General features: G+C 70.4%; 18 protein-coding genes, 1 tRNA gene and 2 pseudogenes. 6 read left to right on the top strand and 15 right to left on the bottom strand.

Annotated features, from left to right (window positions below):
• Window positions 1–110 precede the first annotated feature (110 nt).
• Complete coding sequence (locus CcI156_RS17705) at window positions 111–1,217, top strand: Vms1/Ankzf1 family peptidyl-tRNA hydrolase (protein ID WP_076806945.1); 1,107 nt, start codon at window positions 111–113, stop codon at window positions 1,215–1,217.
• On the opposite strand, the gene CcI156_RS17700 is transcribed toward CcI156_RS17705, so the two are convergent.
• Both CcI156_RS17700 and CcI156_RS17695 read right to left on the bottom strand, forming a co-directional pair.
• Window positions 1,202–1,378, bottom strand: coding sequence for a hypothetical protein (locus CcI156_RS17700; RefSeq protein ID WP_023841513.1), 177 nt, complete (start codon window positions 1,376–1,378; stop codon window positions 1,202–1,204). The genes CcI156_RS17705 and CcI156_RS17700 overlap by 16 nt on opposite strands.
• 189 nt (window positions 1,379–1,567) lie before the next feature.
• Window positions 1,568–2,905: an ATP-binding protein gene (locus CcI156_RS17695; RefSeq protein WP_076806943.1), complete on the bottom strand. Its 1,338-nt coding sequence runs from the start codon at window positions 2,903–2,905 to the stop codon at window positions 1,568–1,570.
• A gap of 414 nt (window positions 2,906–3,319) precedes the next feature.
• Between CcI156_RS17695 and CcI156_RS17690 the strand changes: the two genes are divergently transcribed.
• The gene (locus CcI156_RS17690) at window positions 3,320–4,834 is read left to right on the top strand and encodes an alkaline phosphatase PhoX (protein ID WP_076806941.1); all 1,515 of its coding nucleotides are present in this window, start codon (window positions 3,320–3,322) and stop codon (window positions 4,832–4,834) included.
• A gap of 189 nt (window positions 4,835–5,023) precedes the next feature.
• Here CcI156_RS17690 and efeB read toward each other — a convergent pair whose 3' ends face one another.
• The 4 genes from efeB to CcI156_RS17670 all read right to left on the bottom strand — a co-directional run bounded on the left by efeB (window position 5,024) and on the right by CcI156_RS17670 (window position 10,343).
• Window positions 5,024–6,292 (bottom strand): iron uptake transporter deferrochelatase/peroxidase subunit, encoded by a 1,269-nt coding sequence (efeB, locus tag CcI156_RS17685; RefSeq protein WP_011437783.1) that lies wholly within the window; start codon window positions 6,290–6,292, stop codon window positions 5,024–5,026.
• The gene (efeU, locus tag CcI156_RS17680) at window positions 6,289–8,406 is read right to left on the bottom strand and encodes an iron uptake transporter permease EfeU (protein WP_023841512.1); all 2,118 of its coding nucleotides are present in this window, start codon (window positions 8,404–8,406) and stop codon (window positions 6,289–6,291) included. Before efeU ends, efeB begins: the two co-directional genes overlap by 4 nt.
• 420 nt (window positions 8,407–8,826) lie before the next feature.
• Window positions 8,827–9,315 carry a YbaK/prolyl-tRNA synthetase associated domain-containing protein gene (locus CcI156_RS17675; protein WP_011437781.1) on the bottom strand — a complete coding sequence of 163 codons (489 nt, stop codon included), beginning with the start codon at window positions 9,313–9,315 and terminating at the stop codon, window positions 8,827–8,829.
• 665 nt (window positions 9,316–9,980) lie between these two features.
• Window positions 9,981–10,343 (bottom strand): hypothetical protein, encoded by a 363-nt coding sequence (locus tag CcI156_RS17670; protein WP_011437780.1) that lies wholly within the window; start codon window positions 10,341–10,343, stop codon window positions 9,981–9,983.
• 393 nt (window positions 10,344–10,736) lie between these two features.
• Here CcI156_RS17670 and CcI156_RS17665 point away from each other — a divergent pair.
• Window positions 10,737–10,813, top strand: a tRNA-Ile gene (locus CcI156_RS17665).
• A 254-nt stretch (window positions 10,814–11,067) separates the two neighbouring features.
• Here the strand turns inward: CcI156_RS17665 and CcI156_RS17660 are convergent.
• The 6 genes and pseudogenes from CcI156_RS17660 to CcI156_RS25805 form a co-directional block, all read right to left on the bottom strand.
• The gene (locus CcI156_RS17660; protein ID WP_076806939.1) at window positions 11,068–11,271 is read right to left on the bottom strand and encodes an AlpA family transcriptional regulator; all 204 of its coding nucleotides are present in this window, start codon (window positions 11,269–11,271) and stop codon (window positions 11,068–11,070) included.
• Between the two features lie 85 nt (window positions 11,272–11,356).
• Window positions 11,357–12,649 (bottom strand): annotated as a pseudogene (locus CcI156_RS17655) (replication initiator); the annotation flags it as partial.
• 168 nt (window positions 12,650–12,817) lie between these two features.
• Window positions 12,818–14,500: an FtsK/SpoIIIE domain-containing protein gene (locus CcI156_RS17650; RefSeq protein ID WP_076806937.1), complete on the bottom strand. Its 1,683-nt coding sequence runs from the start codon at window positions 14,498–14,500 to the stop codon at window positions 12,818–12,820.
• 84 nt (window positions 14,501–14,584) lie between these two features.
• The gene (locus tag CcI156_RS17645) at window positions 14,585–14,920 is read right to left on the bottom strand and encodes a hypothetical protein (RefSeq protein WP_011437776.1); all 336 of its coding nucleotides are present in this window, start codon (window positions 14,918–14,920) and stop codon (window positions 14,585–14,587) included.
• Window positions 14,902–15,159: a hypothetical protein gene (locus CcI156_RS17640; protein ID WP_023841511.1), complete on the bottom strand. Its 258-nt coding sequence runs from the start codon at window positions 15,157–15,159 to the stop codon at window positions 14,902–14,904. Before CcI156_RS17640 ends, CcI156_RS17645 begins: the two co-directional genes overlap by 19 nt.
• On the bottom strand, window positions 15,159–15,332 hold the full coding sequence (locus CcI156_RS25805; protein WP_023841510.1) for a hypothetical protein: 174 nt from the start codon (window positions 15,330–15,332) through the stop codon (window positions 15,159–15,161). Before CcI156_RS25805 ends, CcI156_RS17640 begins: the two co-directional genes overlap by 1 nt.
• Before the next feature lie 401 nt (window positions 15,333–15,733).
• Here CcI156_RS25805 and CcI156_RS27085 point away from each other — a divergent pair, with 401 nt between their 5' ends.
• From CcI156_RS27085 to CcI156_RS27430, 3 genes are all read left to right on the top strand, one after another.
• Window positions 15,734–15,940, top strand: coding sequence for a hypothetical protein (locus CcI156_RS27085; RefSeq protein ID WP_139341531.1), 207 nt, complete (start codon window positions 15,734–15,736; stop codon window positions 15,938–15,940).
• 177 nt (window positions 15,941–16,117) lie between these two features.
• Window positions 16,118–16,264 carry a hypothetical protein gene (locus tag CcI156_RS27080; RefSeq protein WP_254847492.1) on the top strand — a complete coding sequence of 49 codons (147 nt, stop codon included), beginning with the start codon at window positions 16,118–16,120 and terminating at the stop codon, window positions 16,262–16,264.
• A 2-nt stretch (window positions 16,265–16,266) separates the two neighbouring features.
• Window positions 16,267–18,456 (top strand): WD40 repeat domain-containing serine/threonine protein kinase, encoded by a 2,190-nt coding sequence (locus tag CcI156_RS27430; RefSeq protein WP_011437774.1) that lies wholly within the window; start codon window positions 16,267–16,269, stop codon window positions 18,454–18,456.
• 308 nt (window positions 18,457–18,764) lie between these two features.
• Here CcI156_RS27430 and CcI156_RS17625 read toward each other — a convergent pair whose 3' ends face one another.
• The 3 genes and pseudogenes from CcI156_RS17625 to CcI156_RS27065 all read right to left on the bottom strand — a co-directional run.
• The gene (locus CcI156_RS17625) at window positions 18,765–19,193 is read right to left on the bottom strand and encodes a hypothetical protein (RefSeq protein ID WP_023841509.1); all 429 of its coding nucleotides are present in this window, start codon (window positions 19,191–19,193) and stop codon (window positions 18,765–18,767) included.
• The gene (locus tag CcI156_RS17620; RefSeq protein ID WP_254847491.1) at window positions 19,190–19,663 is read right to left on the bottom strand and encodes a hypothetical protein; all 474 of its coding nucleotides are present in this window, start codon (window positions 19,661–19,663) and stop codon (window positions 19,190–19,192) included. Before CcI156_RS17620 ends, CcI156_RS17625 begins: the two co-directional genes overlap by 4 nt.
• Window positions 19,660–19,858 (bottom strand): annotated as a pseudogene (locus CcI156_RS27065) (hypothetical protein); the annotation flags it as partial. The pseudogene CcI156_RS27065 and the gene CcI156_RS17620, both read right to left, overlap by 4 nt.

Genomic DNA, 19,858 nt, shown 5'->3' with positions numbered 1-19,858 from the left:
GCTGGGAGCAACCGAAGAGGCCGGACCGAAGAGCCGGTCGGTGCCCATCCTGGACCCTGGAGGATCGGCTCGCCGACCGGCGGGAGCGGAGAACAGGAGGCCGCGGTGCCGTGATCCCAGATGAGGAGATCAACGAGTTGTTCGCCGTCCCGAGCCCGTGCGCGACGCTGTACCTGGGCCTGTCCGATCAGATGGACGGGATTGCGGCGGATCGGGCGGTCCGGTGGCGGCGCCTGCGCGACAGCCTGGCCGCCGACGGGGCGGATGGCGCGACGCTGGGCGCGTTGGACGAGGTTGTGGCGTCCCTCGGCCCGCAGAACGCCGCTCTCGCGGCGTGCGCCGCGGATGGCAGGGTGGTCTGGTGTCATCGGCTGCGACGGCAGGTGGCGGACCGGGCCGTCTGGGGCTCGCTGCCCTGCACGTTGCCGATGCTTGCCTACCGGCAGAGCAGCGTGCCCTGTGTGGTCGTGCTCACCGACCGGACGGGCGCCGACCTGCGGGTGGCCGGGGACGGACTGCGGTTCGCCGGTGAGGTCGTCGGCTCCGACGACGAGATCGAGCGCAATGCCCCCGGCGGCTGGTCGCAGCGCCGCTACCAGGATCGTGCCGAGGACTCGTGGGATCAMAACGCCGCGCAGGTCGCCGAGGCGGTGACCGAGCTGACCGAGCGGGTGGACGCCGCGCTGGTGGTTCTCGCGGGAGACGTCCGGGCCGTGCAGCTGCTGCGCAAGCATCTGCCGCCCCGGGTGACCCCGCTGGTCCACCAGCTCGAACACGGGGGACGTCACCCCGGGCGGAGCGACCGGTTCCATTCCCAGGAGGTGCGGGAGCTGGTCGAGGCCGAGGTTCGCGACCGGACCCGCGCCGTGCTCGACCGCTTCGCCGAGGACCGCGCACACGGCCGGGCGGTCGACGGGGTGCCCGCGACGCTCGCCGCGCTCGTCCGCGCTCAGGTGGGCACGCTGCTCGTCGTCGACGACCCCGGCGACGACCGGGCCGCCTGGTACGGGCCGGAGCCCGGGGACGTCGCCACCGAGCCGGGCGCGCTGGCCCGGCTGGCCCGCCGGGCCGGGTCACCACCGACCACCGGCCGGTTGGCGGATCTGGCCGTGCGGGCCGCTTGGGGCACCGGCGCGGCCGTGCGGGTCCTGCCCGCCGATCTGCCCGGCGCACCGACCGACGGTCTCGGTGCCCTGCTGCGCTACCCGTCCCCGTGACCTGTGTCGAGCGCGTCGATGAACTGCAAAGACGACGGGGTGGCGACCACCCGCACGTCCCAGCCGGCGGACCGCACCTGCCTGACGAAGGCGGGAAGGTCCCCGGCGGGGTACCCGCCACTGCAGGCGACTACGTAGAGATTGCGATTTCCGTCGGTCATGGCGAAACCTCATTGTGGTTGGGTTGGAAGATCGCTGCGGTTTTCGTTTCGTCGAGAACTCTCCCGTGTCGCGCCTCGTCATCGGGGCAGGAAATACTTTTCTATATCGAAAAATCAAAAGTTATCAACACCCGGATCCGGGTGCGAGGCGGATCCGGGTGCGGGTCGTCCCTGCAGGGGCGGGGCAGGTCAGATCCGGGTGAAGGCCTCCGCGTCACGACGGAAGCGGTCCAGCTCGGTAAGACTGATCGTCGGCCGGGCCAGCCGGGCGGCGTCCAGCAGGTCCTGTGTGCTCAACGGGGTCACCGTCGGGCCGTGGCCGCCCCCGCCGCTTTCCGCTCCCGCCCCGGTGCCGACCTTCACCCCGTCGGCGGCCCGGTGGAAGGCGGCGGCAGCGGAGCGCTGCACGACCGCCGAGAGATCGGCCGGCGTGAACAGGTCGGTGGCCGCGACGACGGCGTCCAGATCGATGTCCTCCTTGTTTGCGACCCGGTCGAGCAGCCCATCGAGCAGCACCCGGCGCCCCTTGGCGTCCGGCGGTCCGACGGGGAGGACGAGATCGAACCGGCCGGGCCGGATGAACGCGGGATCCAGCGCCGAGACCGCGTTGGTCGCGCAGATCAGCAGCCGGCCCTGCACCCCGCGGAACTGCGGGATCGCCTTGAGCAGTTCGTTGACGACGGACTGGTTCTCCGGTCGGGTCTCCCGCGACTGGGCGATCTCGTCGACCTCGTCGATGAACACGACGACCCGCTCGACCCCCATGAGGTCGTTGATCGCTGACCGCAGCTCGGCGGCGARCCCACTGCCGCCGGAGGCCAGCCGTGAGGGCAGCAGCTCGACGAACGGCCATTCCAGCCGGGCGGCGACCGCCCGGGCGAAGGACGTCTTACCGGTGCCGGGCGGCCCGAACAGCAGCATCGCCGTCGGGATGACGACTCCGTACGCCTCGGCGAGCTCCCGTTCCCGAACCGGCAGCAGCAGCCGCTTCTCGATGAGCGCGCGCTCCTCCTCCATCCCGGCGAGGTTGGACCACTCGGAGGCGCTCAGCAGCGCGCCGCCCCACCGCTCGACGGTGGAGACGTCCGCCGGGCGCAGGGGAATCTGCTTGTCATAGAGTACCTGCCCGGTAGCGGTGAAGCCGCGGTTGAGGAACGCCTCCTCACCCGGCTGCCCGGGGGTGATCAGCGTGGTGATCCGCCGGCAGCCGGCGTGCAGGAGCAGGTTTTCCACGCTCTGCAACAGGCTGGAACCAATGCCGTGGTGACGCCAGGCGGGCGCGATGGCGACCGTGAGCACCCGGCCTTGGCCGCCCTCCTTGCGCCCGACCGCGGCACCGACGAGATGCTCGCCCGCGACGGCGACCACCGCGGGGGACTCGGTCTCCGGGAGTTCGTGCCGCAGCGCCAGCACGGTGTCGGTGAGGTTGATGGGCGGGCCGCCCGGGGTGCTCCTCACTTCCTCCAGCAGGCGTACTGTCGCCGCGTAGTCRACGGTCTCGTAGGGACGGATGTGCCAGATGGGCACGCTGGCTCCTTCAAGTCGGTCACCGACGGATCGTCGACTCGACAATGCCCTTCTGCTCCGCCCCGATCAGCAGGGACTGACGAAGCTTTCTGACGGGACCTTGGGACCGCCACCCCCRGCCGAAGGCAATCTCCGTGCCTGTATGTGCCCTCCCTGGGCGGGGCAGCCCCTACTCCTCCAGCCTTGCCGGCAGCTGTTCGACGAGTGACGCGAAATCGCCGGCGCTGAGAATCAGGTTGAGCATAAGGCGGGTTCCCCCGCCGGGAATACAGGGTGGCAGGGGCCGATGCGGTGTCGGTCGAGGCGCGGTCGCGGCCGGTGGACCGTTCGCTCATCACAAGGCCACGATGCGGCCGTGACACGTTGGCCTCTCCGTAAAGGGGCGGTAACATCACGTTCCTAGGGTTGCGCGTCATGAGCGAGTTGACACGACGTAATCTGTTCCGGCACGGCACGGCGGCGGGGGCCGTGGTGGTCCTGTCCGCCGAAGCGTTCAACCTGCTGGCGGCGAGCCCGGTGGGCGCGGCGACGGGAGGCTACGGGCCGCTGGTGGCCGACCCGGCCGGCAAGCTCGATCTTCCCGCCGGCTTCCATTACAAGGTGATCGCGAAGGCCGGTACCTGGGGTCAGGCGCCCTACAACGAGCCGTTTGACCGGCTCGACGATCCGGGTAGCCCGCCGTACCCGACCAAGTTCGACGGCACCGGCTCGTTTCCTGGGACGCAGGGCGGGACGATTCTGGTGCAGAACCACGAGCAGGACGCGGTGAACCCGGGCRCGCAGTTCACGCCGGTGGTGCCCAAGACCACCGGGGCCGCGGTGTACGACGGGTCGGCCACGAACGCGTTCGGTGGCACCACGAACATCGTGCTGGACGTCAACGCGAACGTGCAGCGTCGCTACGTGAGCCTGGCCGGCACGATCCGCAACTGCGCCGGCGGGGTCACCCCCTGGGGTGCGTGGCTGACGTGCGAGGAAACAGAGTCGATCATCAGTGGTGGCAAGCGGCACGGCTATGTCTTCGAGGTCGACTCGCTGGGCCGCCGCACCACCGGGGCGCCGTTGACGGCGCTGGGCCGCTTCGCGCATGAGGYGGTCGCGGTCGATCCCAAGACCAACTTCGCCTACCTCACCGAGGACGCGAGCGGCCCGAACGGCCTGCTCTACCGGTTCCGCCCGACCCGGGCGACGGGCCAGTTCGGTGACTAYGCGGCGGGCGGCTGCCTGGAGGCGCTGCAGGCCTGGACCGCGGCCGGCAACCCGATCGACGACCTTTCCCAGATCACCAAGGTCGGCACCAGCCTGACAGTGAAGTGGGTGCCGGTGCTTGCTCCCGACCCGGACGGGACCGACGCCTCGCCCTCGATCCGCAAGCAGTTCGCCTACCCGGGCCGCCCCGCCACCCTGGCGGCGGCCAGCCCCGACCGGGTGACCCGGTCGAAGAAGTTCGAGGGCGCCTTCTGGGCCCGGGACGCGGCCTGGATCAACGCCAGCTATGCCAAGAAGGCCGACCTGCCCGCCTCCGTCAGCTACCCCGCGCTGCCCCCCACCGTCCACGATGGCCAGGTGTGGAAGTACCAGCCCGCCGCCGAAACCCTGACTCTCGTCGCGCTGCTGCCGTCCCACGAGGCCGCGGACGACTACGACACGCCCGGAGTCTTCGACGGGCCCGACAACCTGTGCATCACCCCGCATGGTGGGGCGTTGTTGTGTGAGGACGGCGACGGGCTCAACTACGTCGTCGGTCTCGACCGCCAGGGCAGCCCCTTCGCCTTCGCCCAGAACAAGATCCTGTTCCAGGATGGTGCCGACAAGATCTACCGGGAGTTCGTCGGCTCCTGCTTCTCCACCAACGGCCGTTACCTGTTCGTCGCCACCCAGGACCCGGGCATCGCCTACGCCGTCACCGGCCCCTGGCACACCGTCTGATCTCACCCGAGGCCTGATCTCACCCGCGGCGGCCCGGCCGTCCGTCCCCAGGCGCGGTCGGCCAGGTCTCGCGGTCGGCCAGGTCTCGCGGTCAATGGCCCGGGCAGGCGGGGGCCGGGCAAGGGGCAAGGCGGTGCCAATCGAGGTGATCACGCACCGCCGGGCCGCGGCCCATAGCAGCGACGGCGCTCAGGCCAGCAGCGACCGGCCCAGGTGGTCGCTCGCGTCCCGGACACCGGGGAGCACGAAGAAGTAGCCGCCACCGGTCGGGCTGATGTAGTCGACGAGCGGCTCGTCGATGAGCCGGGTCTGCGTCGCCTCGAACTGCCGGATGATGTCCTGCTGGTAGCAGCAGAAGACCAGGCCCATGTCGAGGTTGCCGTTGCTGTCTGTTCCCCGGTCGTAGTTGAAGCCGCGGCGCAGGATGCGGGAGTTGTCGGTGGCCGCGGTGCGCGGGTTGGCGAGCCGGATGTGCGCGGTGAGCGGGATGGCCGTGCCCTTGGGGTCGCGGGCGTAGTTGGGAATGTCGGTCTCCGCGGTGCCGTCCAGCGGTGCCCCGGTGTCCCGTCGCCGGCCGATCATCGTTTCCTGCTCGTTGAGGGAAACCCGGTCCCAGAATTCCACCAGCATCCGGATGATGCGGACGACCTGGTAGGAGCCGCCGGTGGTCCAGCGCGGCTCGCCCGCACCGTCCACCCAGACCAGCCGGTCCATGTCGGCGGCGCTGGTCACATCGGGGTTGACGATGCCGTCCTTGAAACCGAGCAGGTTTCGCTGCGCGCCGGCTGGCCGGGGCTGGCTGTGGAAGCCGTCGATCCGCCACCGCAGTTGCATGCCGCCGCGGGTGTGCCGGGCGATGTCGCGCAGCGCGTGCAACACCGTGTCCCGGCTGTTCGCACACAGCTGCAGGCTGAGATCGCCGTGGCAGTCGGCGGGGTTCAGGTTGTCGTTCGGGAAGGTACGCATCGGCGCCAGCCGCCGGGGACGCCGGTCGGCCAGGCCGAACCGGCCGTCGAACAGGGAGGCGCCGACCCCGACCGTGACGGTAAGCGCGTCCGGGGGCACGGTCGGCCCGAGGACCCCGCTGTCCGACGGTGGGGCGACGGTGCCCAGGTCGGCCGGAGCACCGCCGGCGGTGAGGAACCGGGCCCGGGCGGTGATCGTCTTGAACAGGTCGGTGAGCGCGGCCCGGTCGTCGGCGATGACGTCGAAGGACGCGAACATGGCCGCGGCCGGCTGCGGGGTGAGGATCCCGGCCTGATGCACGCCGTGGAAGGGAACCACCTCGTCGGAGCTTCCGCTGGCGGCCGCGGCGGCCGGCGCGGCGGTGGTGAGCACCGCAGCGCCGGTTCCGGCCGCGACGGTGGTGGCGCTGCCCGCGGCCGCGGCGCCCGCGGCGAAGGCTCCGGCGAGGAAGGAGCGGCGTCCCATCCGCCCGCCGTCGGACCCGGGGCTCATCCGGTACTCCTGATCTCGAGGATGTCGGGGATCGGTGCGAGAGTCTCCAGCAGCGCGCCCAGGCTGCCGTTCAGCTTCTGCCGGTCGGCGAGTGGCAGCCGTCCCGGCGGGATCCAGGTGCCGTGTGGGTTGCCGACCCGCCGCACCAGCGCGCCGAAGGCGCCCAACTGCTGGCGGGCCGCGGTCAGCGCGGCGGGCGACCGGGTCTGCAGCACCGGCGCGATCACGGTGAGCAGTTCCCGGGTGCCGTCCACGTTTGCGCTCGCGGTCGCCAGAGCCGTGCCGCTGCCCTGATCGGCGGCGCCGGTGAGCTGGAACTGCAGCGTGTTCTCCAGCACTTCGTGGGTGCGCAGGGCCAGGTCGTTCGGATCGAATTCCTGGGTGGGGAATGCCGCCCGCAGCCCCGCTACGTCGCTGGACAACCCGACCGCCGACGCGGCCAGCGAGGCGGCCGACTCACCGTGCCACAGCCCGTACTCGATCCGGTAGAAGCCGGTGAAGTCTGGGTCGTGCACTCCGCCGGGCAGCCCGGCAGGCAGTCCGTTGATCTTGGAGTCGAAGTCCCCGAAGGTGCCGTAGGCGGCGCCCAGGCGCTCGTAGTCGAGGTGGGCGGGCAGCCAGTCCCGGCGGGCCGCGTCCAGGTCGCCGTGTTCCACGTCCGCGCGCAGCGTGTCGACGCTGCCCTGCAACGTCACCAGGCCGACGGCGACGAAGGCGCGGTAGCCGCGCAGCGGGCCGCTCATGGTCTCTGCCGTCACGGGGAGGATGGAGGCGGCCCCGCTGGCCGCGCCCGCCACCCGTTGACTCGCGGACAGCAGCCGCTTACCGCCGTCCGGCAGGCATTCCCAGGCATAGGTGCCCCCGCCGATGGTGGCCGACAGGGTTCGGGTGGTTCCGGGCGCCAGCAGTTCGATCTCCGCATGGATGGCACCGGTCGCCGGGTCGATGAGGCGGACCTCCGCCGTTTGGGCGCTGCTGTTGTGGACGGTGAACGTCTGCCTGCCCGACCGGGGCGCCGCCCAGCCTGCCGCGCAGGAGCCGCCGGTCACCTCGATCGTCCCGCCGCTGCCGCCGCTGGACGACGGGCCGAGCGCGAGGATCGTGGCGCCGGCGGCGAGGGCCGGCACCGCGACGATGGCGGCCGGCAGCGCCCACCGCGGCAGCCGGTGGCCAGCCGACGCCCCCGTCGGGGCCGGCGGGGGCGTCAGGGGCGTCGGGGCCGGCGTGCGATCGGAACTCTTGGCGGCGGGGACGGCGGCCGGTTCTCCTGGCTGGGCTGGCTGTGCTGGCTGTGCTGGTTGGGGGGCGCGGGTGCCGCGGACGAACAGGGCCAGTACCACCACCAGGTAGGCCAGGTAGCCGGTGACCTGCAGCGCCGTCATCCGCGGAGTGATGTTGAAGACGCCCTCGACGAGCCTGGCGTACCAGGAACTCGGGTCGAAGGTGGTCCGCAGGTCGAACAGGACCGTGTCGAAGCCGGGGAGGGCACCRGCCTCCTGGAGGTCGCGCAGACCGTACCCGGCGACACCCGACGCGACGACGATGAGCCCGATGCCGGTGAACGTGAAGAACTTGGTCAGGTTGATCTTCACGGCGCGGTAGTACATCCCCACGCACAGCCCGGCGGCGATGAGGAGCCCGGCCGCGGCGCCGATCAACGGACCGGCCGACTCGCTGGCGCCGCGGGTGGTCGTCCAGATGAACAGGGAGGTCTCCACACCCTCCCGGGCCACCGCCAGGAAAGCGGTCAGGATCAGCACGCCGGGCCCGAGTGCCAGCGCGGCGGTGACCTTGCCCTTGATCTCGCCGGACAGGGCGCGGGCCGACCGCCGCATCCAGAAGATCATAACGGTGACGAAACCGACCGCTACGAGGCTGAGGCTCCCGCTGAACACCTCCTGCGCCGCCGTGGACATGGACGCGGCGGCAAATGTCAGCACGGCGCCGAAGCTCGCCGACAGGGCGATGGCGGCGAGCACGCCCGTCCACACCAGCGGCAGGCGGGAGCGTTCGTCGGCGCGGACGAGCGTCGCGACCAGGATCGAGACGATCAAGCCTGCCTCGAGGCCCTCGCGCAGCCCGATGAGCAGGTTCGGGAGCACATCACCCCACACGTCCGATTCCTTTCGGTCCGCCGCGTAGCCGGCTTCACGGAACGTACCAGAGACGGAGGTTAGCCTAACCTGCTTTAGGTGAACCTTACTTAGGATTATGGATCAGTAACTGGCAACCGGCGGGGTGGGCATGATCGTCGGGATCGGTTGTGCTCGCCTGGGTAGAAGCTCACTGCGGGTGGCTCTGTCCGCACCTCGCAAACAGTCGTGGCGCGGAGAGCCCAGGAGAGCCCAGGGCACGCTGAGCCCAGCTGGAAAGGGGTTCACCGRCATGGTCAAGATCTCGGCCCCCTTCGCGGCAGAGATCGATCTCGGTCAGCTCCGGTACCCATCCTTCGCCGGTGGTCCGGAGGTCCGGCGGTCTACGAAGGAGTGCCGAGTGCGACGGGCCGGGGCGCTGGCTCCTGGCCGCCCAGGGCGTCAGGCGGCGATGGGCGCGACGGTCGGCCGGGCCAGCACCAGGTAGTCCGAGACGGACAGGGCGACGGACAGGTCGAGCCGTCCGGCGTTGAAGTAGATCTCGTCGTGGATAAGCAGGCCTTCGTCGACGATGAGGTCCAGCTCGGGGGAGAAGACGAACGGGGTGATGGATCCGCTGACGCTGCCCGCCAGACGTTCGGCGACCTCACGGGCGGCGAACGAGGCCTCTCGGCCGCCATACCGGTCGGCCAGCGCGTTCAGGTCGACCCGACGGTCACCGGGGACCACGGCGAGCACGTAGCGCCGGGAACGCCTGCCCGTTGCCACCCGCACCACGAGGGACTTGGCGGCCTGCTGGAGGGGGTGGCCACGCAGCCGGCTGGCGACGTCGGTGTGACCCTCGGGCGGATGCGGGATCATCCGGTAGGACACCGAGCCGGACTCGAACAGATCGGTCAACCGCCGGAAGACGTCTCGGTCGTCACGCATCCGCCCCACTCCAAGKGCGAGTGACGGCAGGTCGGGGGTGGCTCGGACGACAAAGCATTGCGCCTCCGCGGTCAGAGATGGTGAACGGACAGCCGACAGTTACCCGACGGCGCGCATGGCATGGCGCCAGGTCGACCGGGTACACGATTGCGCACGGCCCTTTCAACGCACAACGTTCTGCCTCGATCACTTCGTTGATGGACGCCCGGCTGCCGGCGTGCGGTGGAACGCACTCTTCGCCTTCCGGCCAATCCTCGGCGTTGAGCAGCAGTGGATGGKGTATTCCCGGGGAGCCCGGCCAGGCAGAGCACCGCTTGGCCGGGGCTAATCCGCGGTTTTCAAGCTTACGCCGGGGCCGGTGCGGCGCGAACACCCGACTCCGGCGACAACACGCGTGTTCAACTGCGCCACCGCTGCAGTCGAACATCCTGGTGTTTACCTGGGAACCTTGACGAGACACGACTCGAAAGTCCCACTCGTGATGGGCGGTGCCCGGCTCGCCGTACTCTCCGAGAGTCGCTATGAGGTATGAGCCGTTTGTGAAGGCACCAATAGTGACACCCGGCGGTCCCTGCCGGAGCGGCCTTCGTGTCCTCGGTGCCATCTACAGTACAGTCGGCTGGGTTGACCGGCTGGGAGGTGGCCTGAGGTCCGCGCCCTCGCTGTCAGGCGAGGAGGTCGAGGAGTTCGGTGAGTGAGTCGATGATGTGGTCGGGCCCTGCTGTGTGCAGGGTGCGGGTGTAGCCGTTGGTGATGGCGACGGTCTGGTAGCCGGTCGGCGGGGTTGCTGCGGGTGTGGCGGCTGTTGTCGACGACGTAGTGGGTGCGGACCGGCCGCTGATCCGGGACTGGCTGAACCCCTCGATGGAGGAGGCTAGGCGGTCCTGGCTGACATGGTCCCATTTGCGCATGAGCAGGAACGCGGCGTCGAAGTCCCGGCCGCGCAGGGCGTCGGCCGTGTCGTCGCGGTACAGAAGCTCGGCGGAGACGGTGTAACGCTGCCAGGCGGATTCGGGATCAGCGGTCATTCATCGCTCTTCGGCAGGCGGCAGATCGGGACAAGCCGCGTGAGCGGATCAGCACGGTGAGCATAGCCGGGGGATGTCGTCTCGGCATCACAAGTCCGGATCGAGCGGTCAAGCGGCGCCGGACAGGCGCTGACCTGGGCATGTCGCCGGGACGGCGGCGGCGCCGGAATGCCGTCGACCCGGGACGCCGTCGATCCGTGCCGCCGTCGATCCGTGCCGCCTCGGCATTCCGTGGTCGTCCACTTCCGGTGAGTCTTGTTCTTGGGCTCCTCTCCGCGGCCAGACGAGCGGACGCATGCCACCCGGCGGTAGCCGTTAGGCTGTACGTCGTCGATGTCCTCCACGCTGTGAGACGTCCTCCACGCTGTGAGACGCTGGGGGGGATCGATCCAGGGGGCGGTAGCTCAGCCGGTTAGAGCAGCGGACTCATAATCCGTCGGTCGTGGGTTCGAGCCCCACCCGCCCCACCAGAACCCTTGCAGCACAGGCGATTCTCGCGCAGCAGTCGATTTTCCTGCAAGGTCATCCCGTACTTATCCCGTACTTTGAGTGGATCAGTCGACGTCTTTCGATCTTTGTCGTTGCTGGTTTCCGGCCGTCTTCCACTCGGTCTCCGGACGCCGGCCGGACGGGTCGACCTGACGGGGAACATGATGCACGTCATGTTCCCCGTCAGGTCGCCCGGTACGAGGGACGCTGGCCGGGCGGCGTGGGGCGCACAGGTTTACTCGTGAGTCTGGTTACCGCAGGTAGTCAGCCAGGTCGTGACGTCCTGTTCGCGGTAGCGGACGTGCCGCCCGACCTTGAGGGACGGCGGTCCGTCGCCGGTGGTGCGCCAYTTGTAGATGGTGTTGACGGGGACACCGAGGTAACGGGCAAGGTCGTGCACGGTCCACAGGGGTGCACGCGCGGGTGTCTGCTMAGGCATCGTCGTCTCCGCCGCGGGTGGTCGGGGTTAGGGTCGCGCGGTGGGATGGGGGTCCGTGTCCGCTCCGGCTGTGTGCATCGATGTCGGGGGTTGTGCCCCGTCCGGCGTAGYGCCAGGTGCTGAGGATGGTGGTGCGGGGGTCGTTGTCGGGGCGGCTGAAGGCGTCGCCGACCRGACGGCCTGCCAGGACGGCGCCGATGGTGCGTGCCCAGGTGCGGCGTGCGGCGCGCAGTGTGCCGAAGGTGGTGGAGTACCGGCGGCTCTYGGAAATCCAGTGTCCGCCCCAGCCGAACGCGTGGGACCAGCGGATCAGAGCGGGGAGACGGCCGGGTTGCCGTCCGGTGGCTTCGTCGAGTGCCGCGGTGAAGTCCTCGTCCTGGCCGAGCTGCCAGCAGGTTTCCACCATCCGCCGGGCGTGGGGGTTGAGGGGGATGCGGGCGAGATGCCCGAGGCTACGTACGGGCCGGTCGAGCAGGCCGCCGGCGGTGACACTCTTGGTGAGGTACTTGGCGAGGTAGTTTGCGATCTTCCCGCTTGTGGCGGGTCCGTCCAGGGTGATGGGGCGTAGGTCATGCTGGTCACCCCAGCGCACGAGGGTCACGCCGCCGGGGTGGTTCGGGTCGGGAGCAGGTATGGCCACTTCCCCGAGGACTGTGCGCAGGCAGTGGGCGACAAGCTTTGTTGTCGCCCACGCGGGTGGTGCCACGAGGTCATTCGGGTTCTCGCCGCGCCCGTCGATCCGGATGACGGCGTGTAGGTGGACCAGGCCGCGGGCCTGCATTTCCGCTGCCTTCACGCAGGTGATCCGTATGACGCGGCGCAGACCGGCCACCGTCAACCCCGCCGCCGCCGCGACCGCCGATTCCATTCGATCCCGGGTGACCTTCCATAGCATCGGCGCGAGACTGTTCCACGTAACCGCGCCCGGATAGTCGAAGCAGTCCGGGCACAGCGGTGTTCCGARCAACCGATCCCCGTCCCGGTGCCGGGCGTGGCAGCCCGCCGGCCGTCCATGCGGGCATTCGCCCCGCCGAGGCCGGCACGCCCGCGCCTCGCCCCGCTTCCCTTTGCTGCGGCGGGAGTGCACCGCGCCGAAACTCGGGGCGGTCAACGTCACGAACAGCGCCGGATGACCGCTGACCGTGTCGGGCACGCTCGTGCCACCGGCCAGCCCKGACAGCACGATCCGCCGGGCGTCTCGCTGGTAGAGCTTGGAGYAGGAGGGGCAGACGGAAGCGCGCCGGTTGTTGCACCGCACGTGTACCACCCCGCCCGGCTGTCCGGCTGAGGAGAACGCCCGACGTACCTCCCCGGTCGTGATGTCCACATGATCGGTGTGGCCAGCGAGGCGGATGGGGTGTGTGCAGCCCCCGGCCACCGTCCCTTCACCCGGTTTGGTCACGGTATCGATAGGGCGTGTCACTGTGGGTGGCTCCTTGTGGGCAGGGTCGAGCCGCCCGACGCCGGCAGCGGTGTCCGGGGGGGCACGACGAAGGAGAAAAAGGGGAAGGGTGCCGGGCGGCCGGGGTCCTGGCCGGTGGGTGATTTAGCCGGGTTCGCCGGGGAAGTGGGCTTCCCAGGCCCGCCAGGCGGCTTCGGCTTCGGGACTGCCGTCGTCCGCGTCGATCGACGGGGGTGCGGGGGGTAGAGCGGGGGGTGGAGGTGACCGCCAGCCGCGGAGCGGGATCGTCGGATCGTCTTCCTCCCCGGCTTTCCCGCCGCCTTGGACGCTGCCGGGTGCCCCCGGTCGGGTGCGGCCTACCGGGGGCGGGGGGAAAGCGGTCAGGTCGGGGGTCCAGCCCTGCCCGGCGGTGGTGGGCGGTAGCGCGGCCGGTCGGACGGGCGGGGTTGCCGGGCGGTGCGTCGGGGGCTGCGCGGCGGGTTGGGTGTGGTGCGCGGCCATGGTGCGGATGTCGTCGTCAGCCAGCCAGCCGGCCCGTACCCGGACGGGGGTGGGGTCGCCGTCGACGAGGACGTAGCCGACACCGGGCAGGGCGCGGGGGATGCGTTCGCACCGTGCGCCGCGGTCATGCGCGCCGTTGCCGAGGACCATGTCGGCTTGGTCGGCTTCGGTCATCCGCAGCGCGATGCGCACGGGGAACAGGTCTCGTAGCGGCAGTACCTCTTTCCGGGGGTCTTGGACCGCGCCGACCACGACGACCCCGGGGGCGCGTCCCTGGGAGAGCAGCAGGGACAGGGATGYCGCGATCTGCTTTTTCAGCTTCGGGTTCGCGACATATGCGGTGAGGCTGGCGATTTCGTCGACCAGGACGATGATCAGCGGATCATCGGTGGACGGTTTGTGCAGCCGGGAGACCCCGCGTAGCCGGCCGGTGCGCCGGTTCATCACCCGGACCGCGTCCGCGAGTAGATCCGCGATCGATGGGGTGTCGACCGCGAAGCGGTGAAACAGCGGCTCGCCGAACGCTAACTCCATGCCACCTTTGGGATCACAGGCCCAGATTTCAACCAGGCCGCCACGGATCGCCGGGGCCAACGCCCGGATCGTCGACCACAACACCGATCCTTTGCCCGCGCCGGTCGCACCGGYGACGAGGACATGCGAGCCGCGCAGGGGCAGCAGCCAGGCCGTGCCGTCTTCCCGGGCGCCGATGGGCAGCCGGTCGAGATCACCAGGATCGCCGGGGGGAAGCAGGTCCGCGCGGATCGGTCGGCCCAGGACTTCCCGGTGCACCAGGACCGCGCCGACCCGGTCGGCGCGGGCAAGGTTCGGGGAGATCCGCAGTTCCCGGAGTTTTAACGTGGCGGTCAGCCGGGGTGCGGCCTGCTGGAGGTCGTCCACGGACTGTCCGGGGGCGAGGGTGATCCGCAGATGCCAGCCGGCCGCACCGCGCCAGGCCCGGCGAATCCGTGGTGTTCGCAGCACGGTGTGCCTCGTGGTTTCCAGGCCGCAGGCCCGGCAGGCCGCCGCCCACCGTCGGCGTAGCCGCCCGCCGAGCAGCCAGCCGAGAACGGCAGCGCGCAGCCGCGGCACTCCGGCGACGACGAGCACCAGGCCGACGAGCAGCCCCCGCCCGCCGACCGGCCCGAGGGCATCGACCGCCCGCCGGTAGATCAGCAGCGCGAGGACAACGGCGAGCGCTTCCCGCCACCACGAGGCGACGTAGCGCAGCCCGTAGCGCAGCAGCAGTTCAGGGACGGACGGCCGTAACGCCAACCGAAATTGATCTTTTCTGATTCGGCCCTGCCGGACCCGCAGCACTGCCATGACAACCGTCCCTCACTGAACCGGCGCAAGGAGCAGCCCCGGGGACGGCGGCACCGGGTCAGGGATGCCGCCCCCGGCAGACCGTCAGCTCTTCGACGCCGGGGCCGGGTTCGGGGTGGGAAGCGGACGGATCGCCTGTGCGCTCCAGGAGATCCCGTGCCGCTCGCCGATCGCCCACTGCGTACCGATCAGGCCGACCAGGGTGACCGGCATCCCGACCTGCACCCGCGGTGCCTCACCCGCCACCTTCACCTTGATCACAGATGCGGTGCCGTCGTAGGTGACCGCGACCTGCACCCCGTAGACCGGCAGGCCGTCACGGTTCGCCTTCTGCTTGCCGTCCAGATCCGTTTCCGGCATCGCGCCGCTGACCGCGACGACGTTTTCCAACAGCGATTCGTTCACCGGGATAGCGCGCATGACATCTCCTTATGCAACGGGGAATAGCCGAAGGACAGGGAATAGGACGCTTGCATGGTCGTGGTGCACGGGTCAGCCGCGGTCACCAACACCGGCGTGGGAGTAGACGCGGACCGGTCCATCAATGCGATAGCTAGGGACGTGGCGAGGGACAGGAAGAACAGTCCCGCCGTCCAGAGCACCAGCGCGGCGACAAGCAGCCGCCCATGCCGCCGGTCGACCGCGCCAGGACGTGCCATCAGCGGATCACCCGGGAAGCCAGCCAGAACACCGCGGCAACGATCATCCCGACCAGGACGACAGGCACCAGGGCAGACACGTTGGAGAACAGAAACAGGCCCAGGTACAGCACCCAGAAGAAGACCACTATCCGCCAAAACCCGTAGGATGTGCGGACGTAGTAGCGGGGCATAGTAAATCAGCCTCCACACAGAGAAGATCAGGCGAGGGKCGGGAAACGCGGACCGCGTTCCGTGTTCCTCACTCTGCCCGCCGCAGCGGCCACGCGAAAGGCACTGAACCCGGTATTTCCACGGAATCTGCACGGACTATCCCCGGCAGCGGACACGGAGCCGGCCCGGAGCGGAACCGGAGTCCACACGGATCATCCACGGTGCCCGGGATGCGCTGTGCACGGATCAGCCCCGGAGGTGCGATCACAAGCCCGGCCAAACACCCACGCAAACCAGCAGCGTGACCGGCCTGTCACGGGCCATCATCGGGACGGGCTCAGCCCGGAGCAAACACGGACACAACCCGGAGTATCCGCGGAGCCGACCCGGAGTCGGCATCGACAGGAAGGAACGAACGCCGATGACGGCCCCCCACGAACCGGATCGCGTTGACCTGCTTCGCACCCTGCTCGATGGCTGCTTCAAGGTCGGTGTCCGCCATCCCGCCGACCTTGCCAGCTATCCCGAGGCACGGCCCATGCTGGACATGCTCAGCCCCCCGCACCCCGGCCTCAGCGAGCACCGGCGTGCCCTCGCCGCACACCGGATGATCCTCACGGCCGTGTAGGCACTCGGCAGCCCCCGCGGTGACGCCGCCGCCGCCCTACTCGGTCTTGTTCCCGGCCGGTCCGGTACCGCCGCCACACGCACCGCCCGCCGCGACGAGGCCGCCGCCCACTACGGCGGCATCTCKGCCGACTGGTTCCAACGCCGCCACGAAGCAGGCGTCACGCTCGCCCTGGCGATGGAGCTAGACCAGCAGCTACGCGGCCAGGAGGGCACGACCCGCACCGACCCGCAGCGCCGCAGCCGCGCCATGACCCCACCCCCACCCGCCGCCAGCTTCCAGCCTCGCCCGACACCGACGAAGACCCCGACCGGCCAGCCCTGACCATGCCCCAGCCTGCCACGGCGCTTCGTATCGACGACCCCACCCACATCGGGGTCTACCGTCTGCGCGGCCGGTTAGGGGTCGGGGGGATGGGCGTGGTCTACCTCGCCGAGGACCCGCACCATCATCCGGTCGCCGTGAAGGTGATCCGCGTAGAGTTCGCCGCCGACCCGGAGTTTCGCGCCCGGTTCCGCCACGAAGCGGAAGCCGCCCGGCGGGTGCCGCGGTTCTGCACCGCCGCCTTCCTCGACGCCGACCCCAACGCCGAACGGCCCTACCTGGTCACCGACTACGTGCCCGGCCCGACCCTCGCCCAGGCCGCCCGCCGCCCGTTACGCGGCGCCGAGCTGGAACAGGTTGCGGTCCACATCGCAGTGGCGTTGACGGTCATCCACGGCGCCGGAGTCGTCCACCGCGACCTCAAACCGTCGAACGTCATACTCTCGCCCACGGGCGCTCGCGTCATCGACTTCGGCATCGCCCGCGCCCACGGCATGACCATGTTCCACATCGACGAGCAGATCGGCACCCCCGCCTACACGGCCCCCGAAAACATCGACGGCGCCCCACCCGATCCGGCCGCCGACATCTTCGCCTGGGGCGGTGTCGTCCTCTACGCCGCGACCGGCCAACCCCCCTTCGGGGACCGATCATCCGAACTACTCCTGCACCGCATCCGGTACGACCATCCCACCCACCTAAACCAGCTTCACGGCCGACTACACGACACCGTCACCGCCGCCATGGCCAAAGCCCCCGAGCAGCGGCCGACCGCCGAGCAGCTATACCGGATGCTCACCAGCACCCAACCMCCAACACCGCCCCCCGCCGCACCCACCCGGCACGGCAGGCAGGGACCGCAGCCCGCCCCACCACCACCGGCAATCCCCCCGCACTACGCCCGGCCCATACCGCCGGCTCGCCGAACCCGGATCACGATCCTCGCCACCGCGACCGCCGTGGTCCTCGCCGCCGCTGTCCTGCTCATCACGGACCGCCCCCGGCACACCCCGACCACGGCGAACCGCCCCGACCGGCACGGCGCCGCCGCGATCCTCGCCGACCAGGCCACCACCGATGATCCGGATCTCGCGGTCCGTCTCGCCGTCGCCGCCTACCGGCTCAACCCCGACCCGGCCGCGCGCATCGCCCTGCTGGCCGCCGCCGCCCGAGGTCTGCCCCCGCTGGCAACGTTCCGCCACAGCGGCAAAATCCTGTCCGTCGCCATCAGCCCGGACGGGCACACCCTCGCCACCGGCAGCGCCGACCACACCGCACGCCTGTGGAACCCCACCCACCCCGACCAGCCGGTAGCCACCCTGGGCCACGACGACGGGGTGAACCACGTGGCGTTCAACCCCGCCGGCACCCTGCTCGCCACCACCAGCGACGACACCACCATCCGCCTGTGGAACATCACCGACCCCCACCACCCCGACCAGGTCAACACCCTCACCCTGCACACGGGCGGAACCCCCTACGGCGCCGCGTTCAACCCCGCCGGCACCCTGCTCGCGATCAGCACCTCCACCGGCGCCGTGCTCCTAATCGACATCACCGACCCCCGCGCCACCTCCACCCTCGCCACATTCACCCCCCACAGCTACATCGCCGGAAACGTGGCGTTCAGCCCCGACGGCCACACCCTTGCGACGGCCAGCCTTGACGGCACCGCCCGCCTATGGGACGTCACCGACCCGCGCACCCCCCGACCATTGGCCACCCTCGCCCCCGGCCCCACCTTCGACGCCACCTTCAGCCCCGACGGCACGATGCTCGCCACCGCCCAGCAGGACGGCACCACCCTCCTGTGGACCCTCACCACCCCCACCCAGCCGCAGCCCGCCGCCACCATCCCCGAAACCGGCATGACCACCACCGCCGTCTTCGCCCCCGACGGCACGACGCTGGCCACCGCCAGCACCGACGGCACCGCCCACCTGTGGGATCTCACCAACCCGCGCACCCCCCGCCCGCTGGCCACCCTCACCGGCCACACCGGACCCGTGGAAACCCTCGCCTTCGACGGGACGATGCTCGCCACCGCCGGTGACGACACCACCGCCCGCCTGTGGGATCTCAACCCCACCAGCCTCACCCGCCGCGCCTGCACCACCCCCACCGGCCGACTCAGCGAAGACGAATGGCACCGCTACCTCCCCACCTTCCCCTACCAACCCCCCTGCCCCTAACCCCACCAACCCGCCCGGAACAGGCCGCCTACCCCACCCGGCAGGGAAAGACCCCGGGACCGGCGGCAGTCGGGGACGACAGCGCGCGGCCCGGGGTCGCTCGAAGGATGGGAGGACCCCGCCCGGTGTTGGGGGGCAGGGCAGGGTCCTCCCCGCAGTGACAGGCAGGCGGACCTCTACCCGTCACAGATCTGTGGGTCACCGGGACCAGCACGCCCGCGGCAGGTCGACCACGCCGAGAAGCAGGCGGACAGCCACAGCAGGCCTACRAGGATCAAGACCGGCGGGGAACCCGCAACGGGCCGGTACTACCCGCCCGGGCCGCCTGGCTCCCTTGGGGTGGTGGCCGCAGAGCCATCGTCACCCCTGCCGCCCGGGGCGCGATGCCGTTCATGCAGCCTGTCGAGAAGCGCGACTTCCCGGTTGAAAGCATCCACGTCACGGGTGAGACCCGGCAGGTCCAACCGGGTATCCGCCAGCACCTGATGGTACCGCCCGTCCCGCAAACCGTGCGCGAGTAGATACACTACGGCGTCCGCGAGGGGATGCCGCATGTTATGCGCGGCGGACCCGGCGAGAAGTTCCACCGTCCGGCCGACCACCAGCCCGATCAGGTCCGCGTTCCGCCCGGGATGCTCCGCTCGGATACGGGCGGTCAACGCCAACTCCAGCCGGGCCACGAAGGACTCATCAAGCCCGGACCCCTTGTCGGACTCAGGCCGGTCGGTGCCGTTCACAGCCGGTCCCCCGCTGTCAAGGCCGCGTACCGGGACAGCGACATCACTTCCCACATCGTGTGTTCCACCCACCGGCCACCGCCGYCCAGCAGGCGAACCCGATGCGACACCGGCATCAGCCCGCCACCCCCGAACTCCTCGGGTCGCAGCGCACAGCCGACCGTGACCACCGGCATGTCCACCCCGGCCGCCACCCGGTCCCCGTGGATGTACCGGCCGAGCAGAAACGCCAGCCGGGTRYTSCCCGGCGGGCAGGTCCGGGGGTGCGCCGTCACCGTGGCCACCCCGTCCTGTGCCGTGGCCGCCACCGCCGCGGGCAGCAACGGCCCGTCCTCCACCGGCCGGACCCTCACCTGCACAGCGCGGTTACAGTCCACCTCCAGCACCGGCCCGGCCAGAAGCAGCCCGTCGCCACCGGGGAGCTCCACGTCTGGAACGTTGCCGGCCTGCACCTCCCACAGCCGGGTCACCGTGTCTCCCGCCCCGGCCGGGCGCCACCGTGGAGCAGACAGCCCAGCCGTGGTGCCGGCCCGTCCGGCAGCACCCCCCAGCGGGTTGCCGTGCACGAGGTCCGCCCGATCGTCCACGTCACCCGTACCAGCAGGTCTTCCACCAGAATGGGCAGTTCCACCACCGGTTCCCCGGCCCGGGCATGCGCCCACCGG

Source organism: Frankia sp. CcI156 (genome assembly GCF_001983015.1).
Classification (GTDB): Bacteria; Actinomycetota; Actinomycetes; order Frankiales; family Frankiaceae; genus Frankia; species Frankia casuarinae.
Note: the sequence above shows the minus strand (reverse complement) of the source record. Positions and strands in the feature narration are given on the sequence as shown.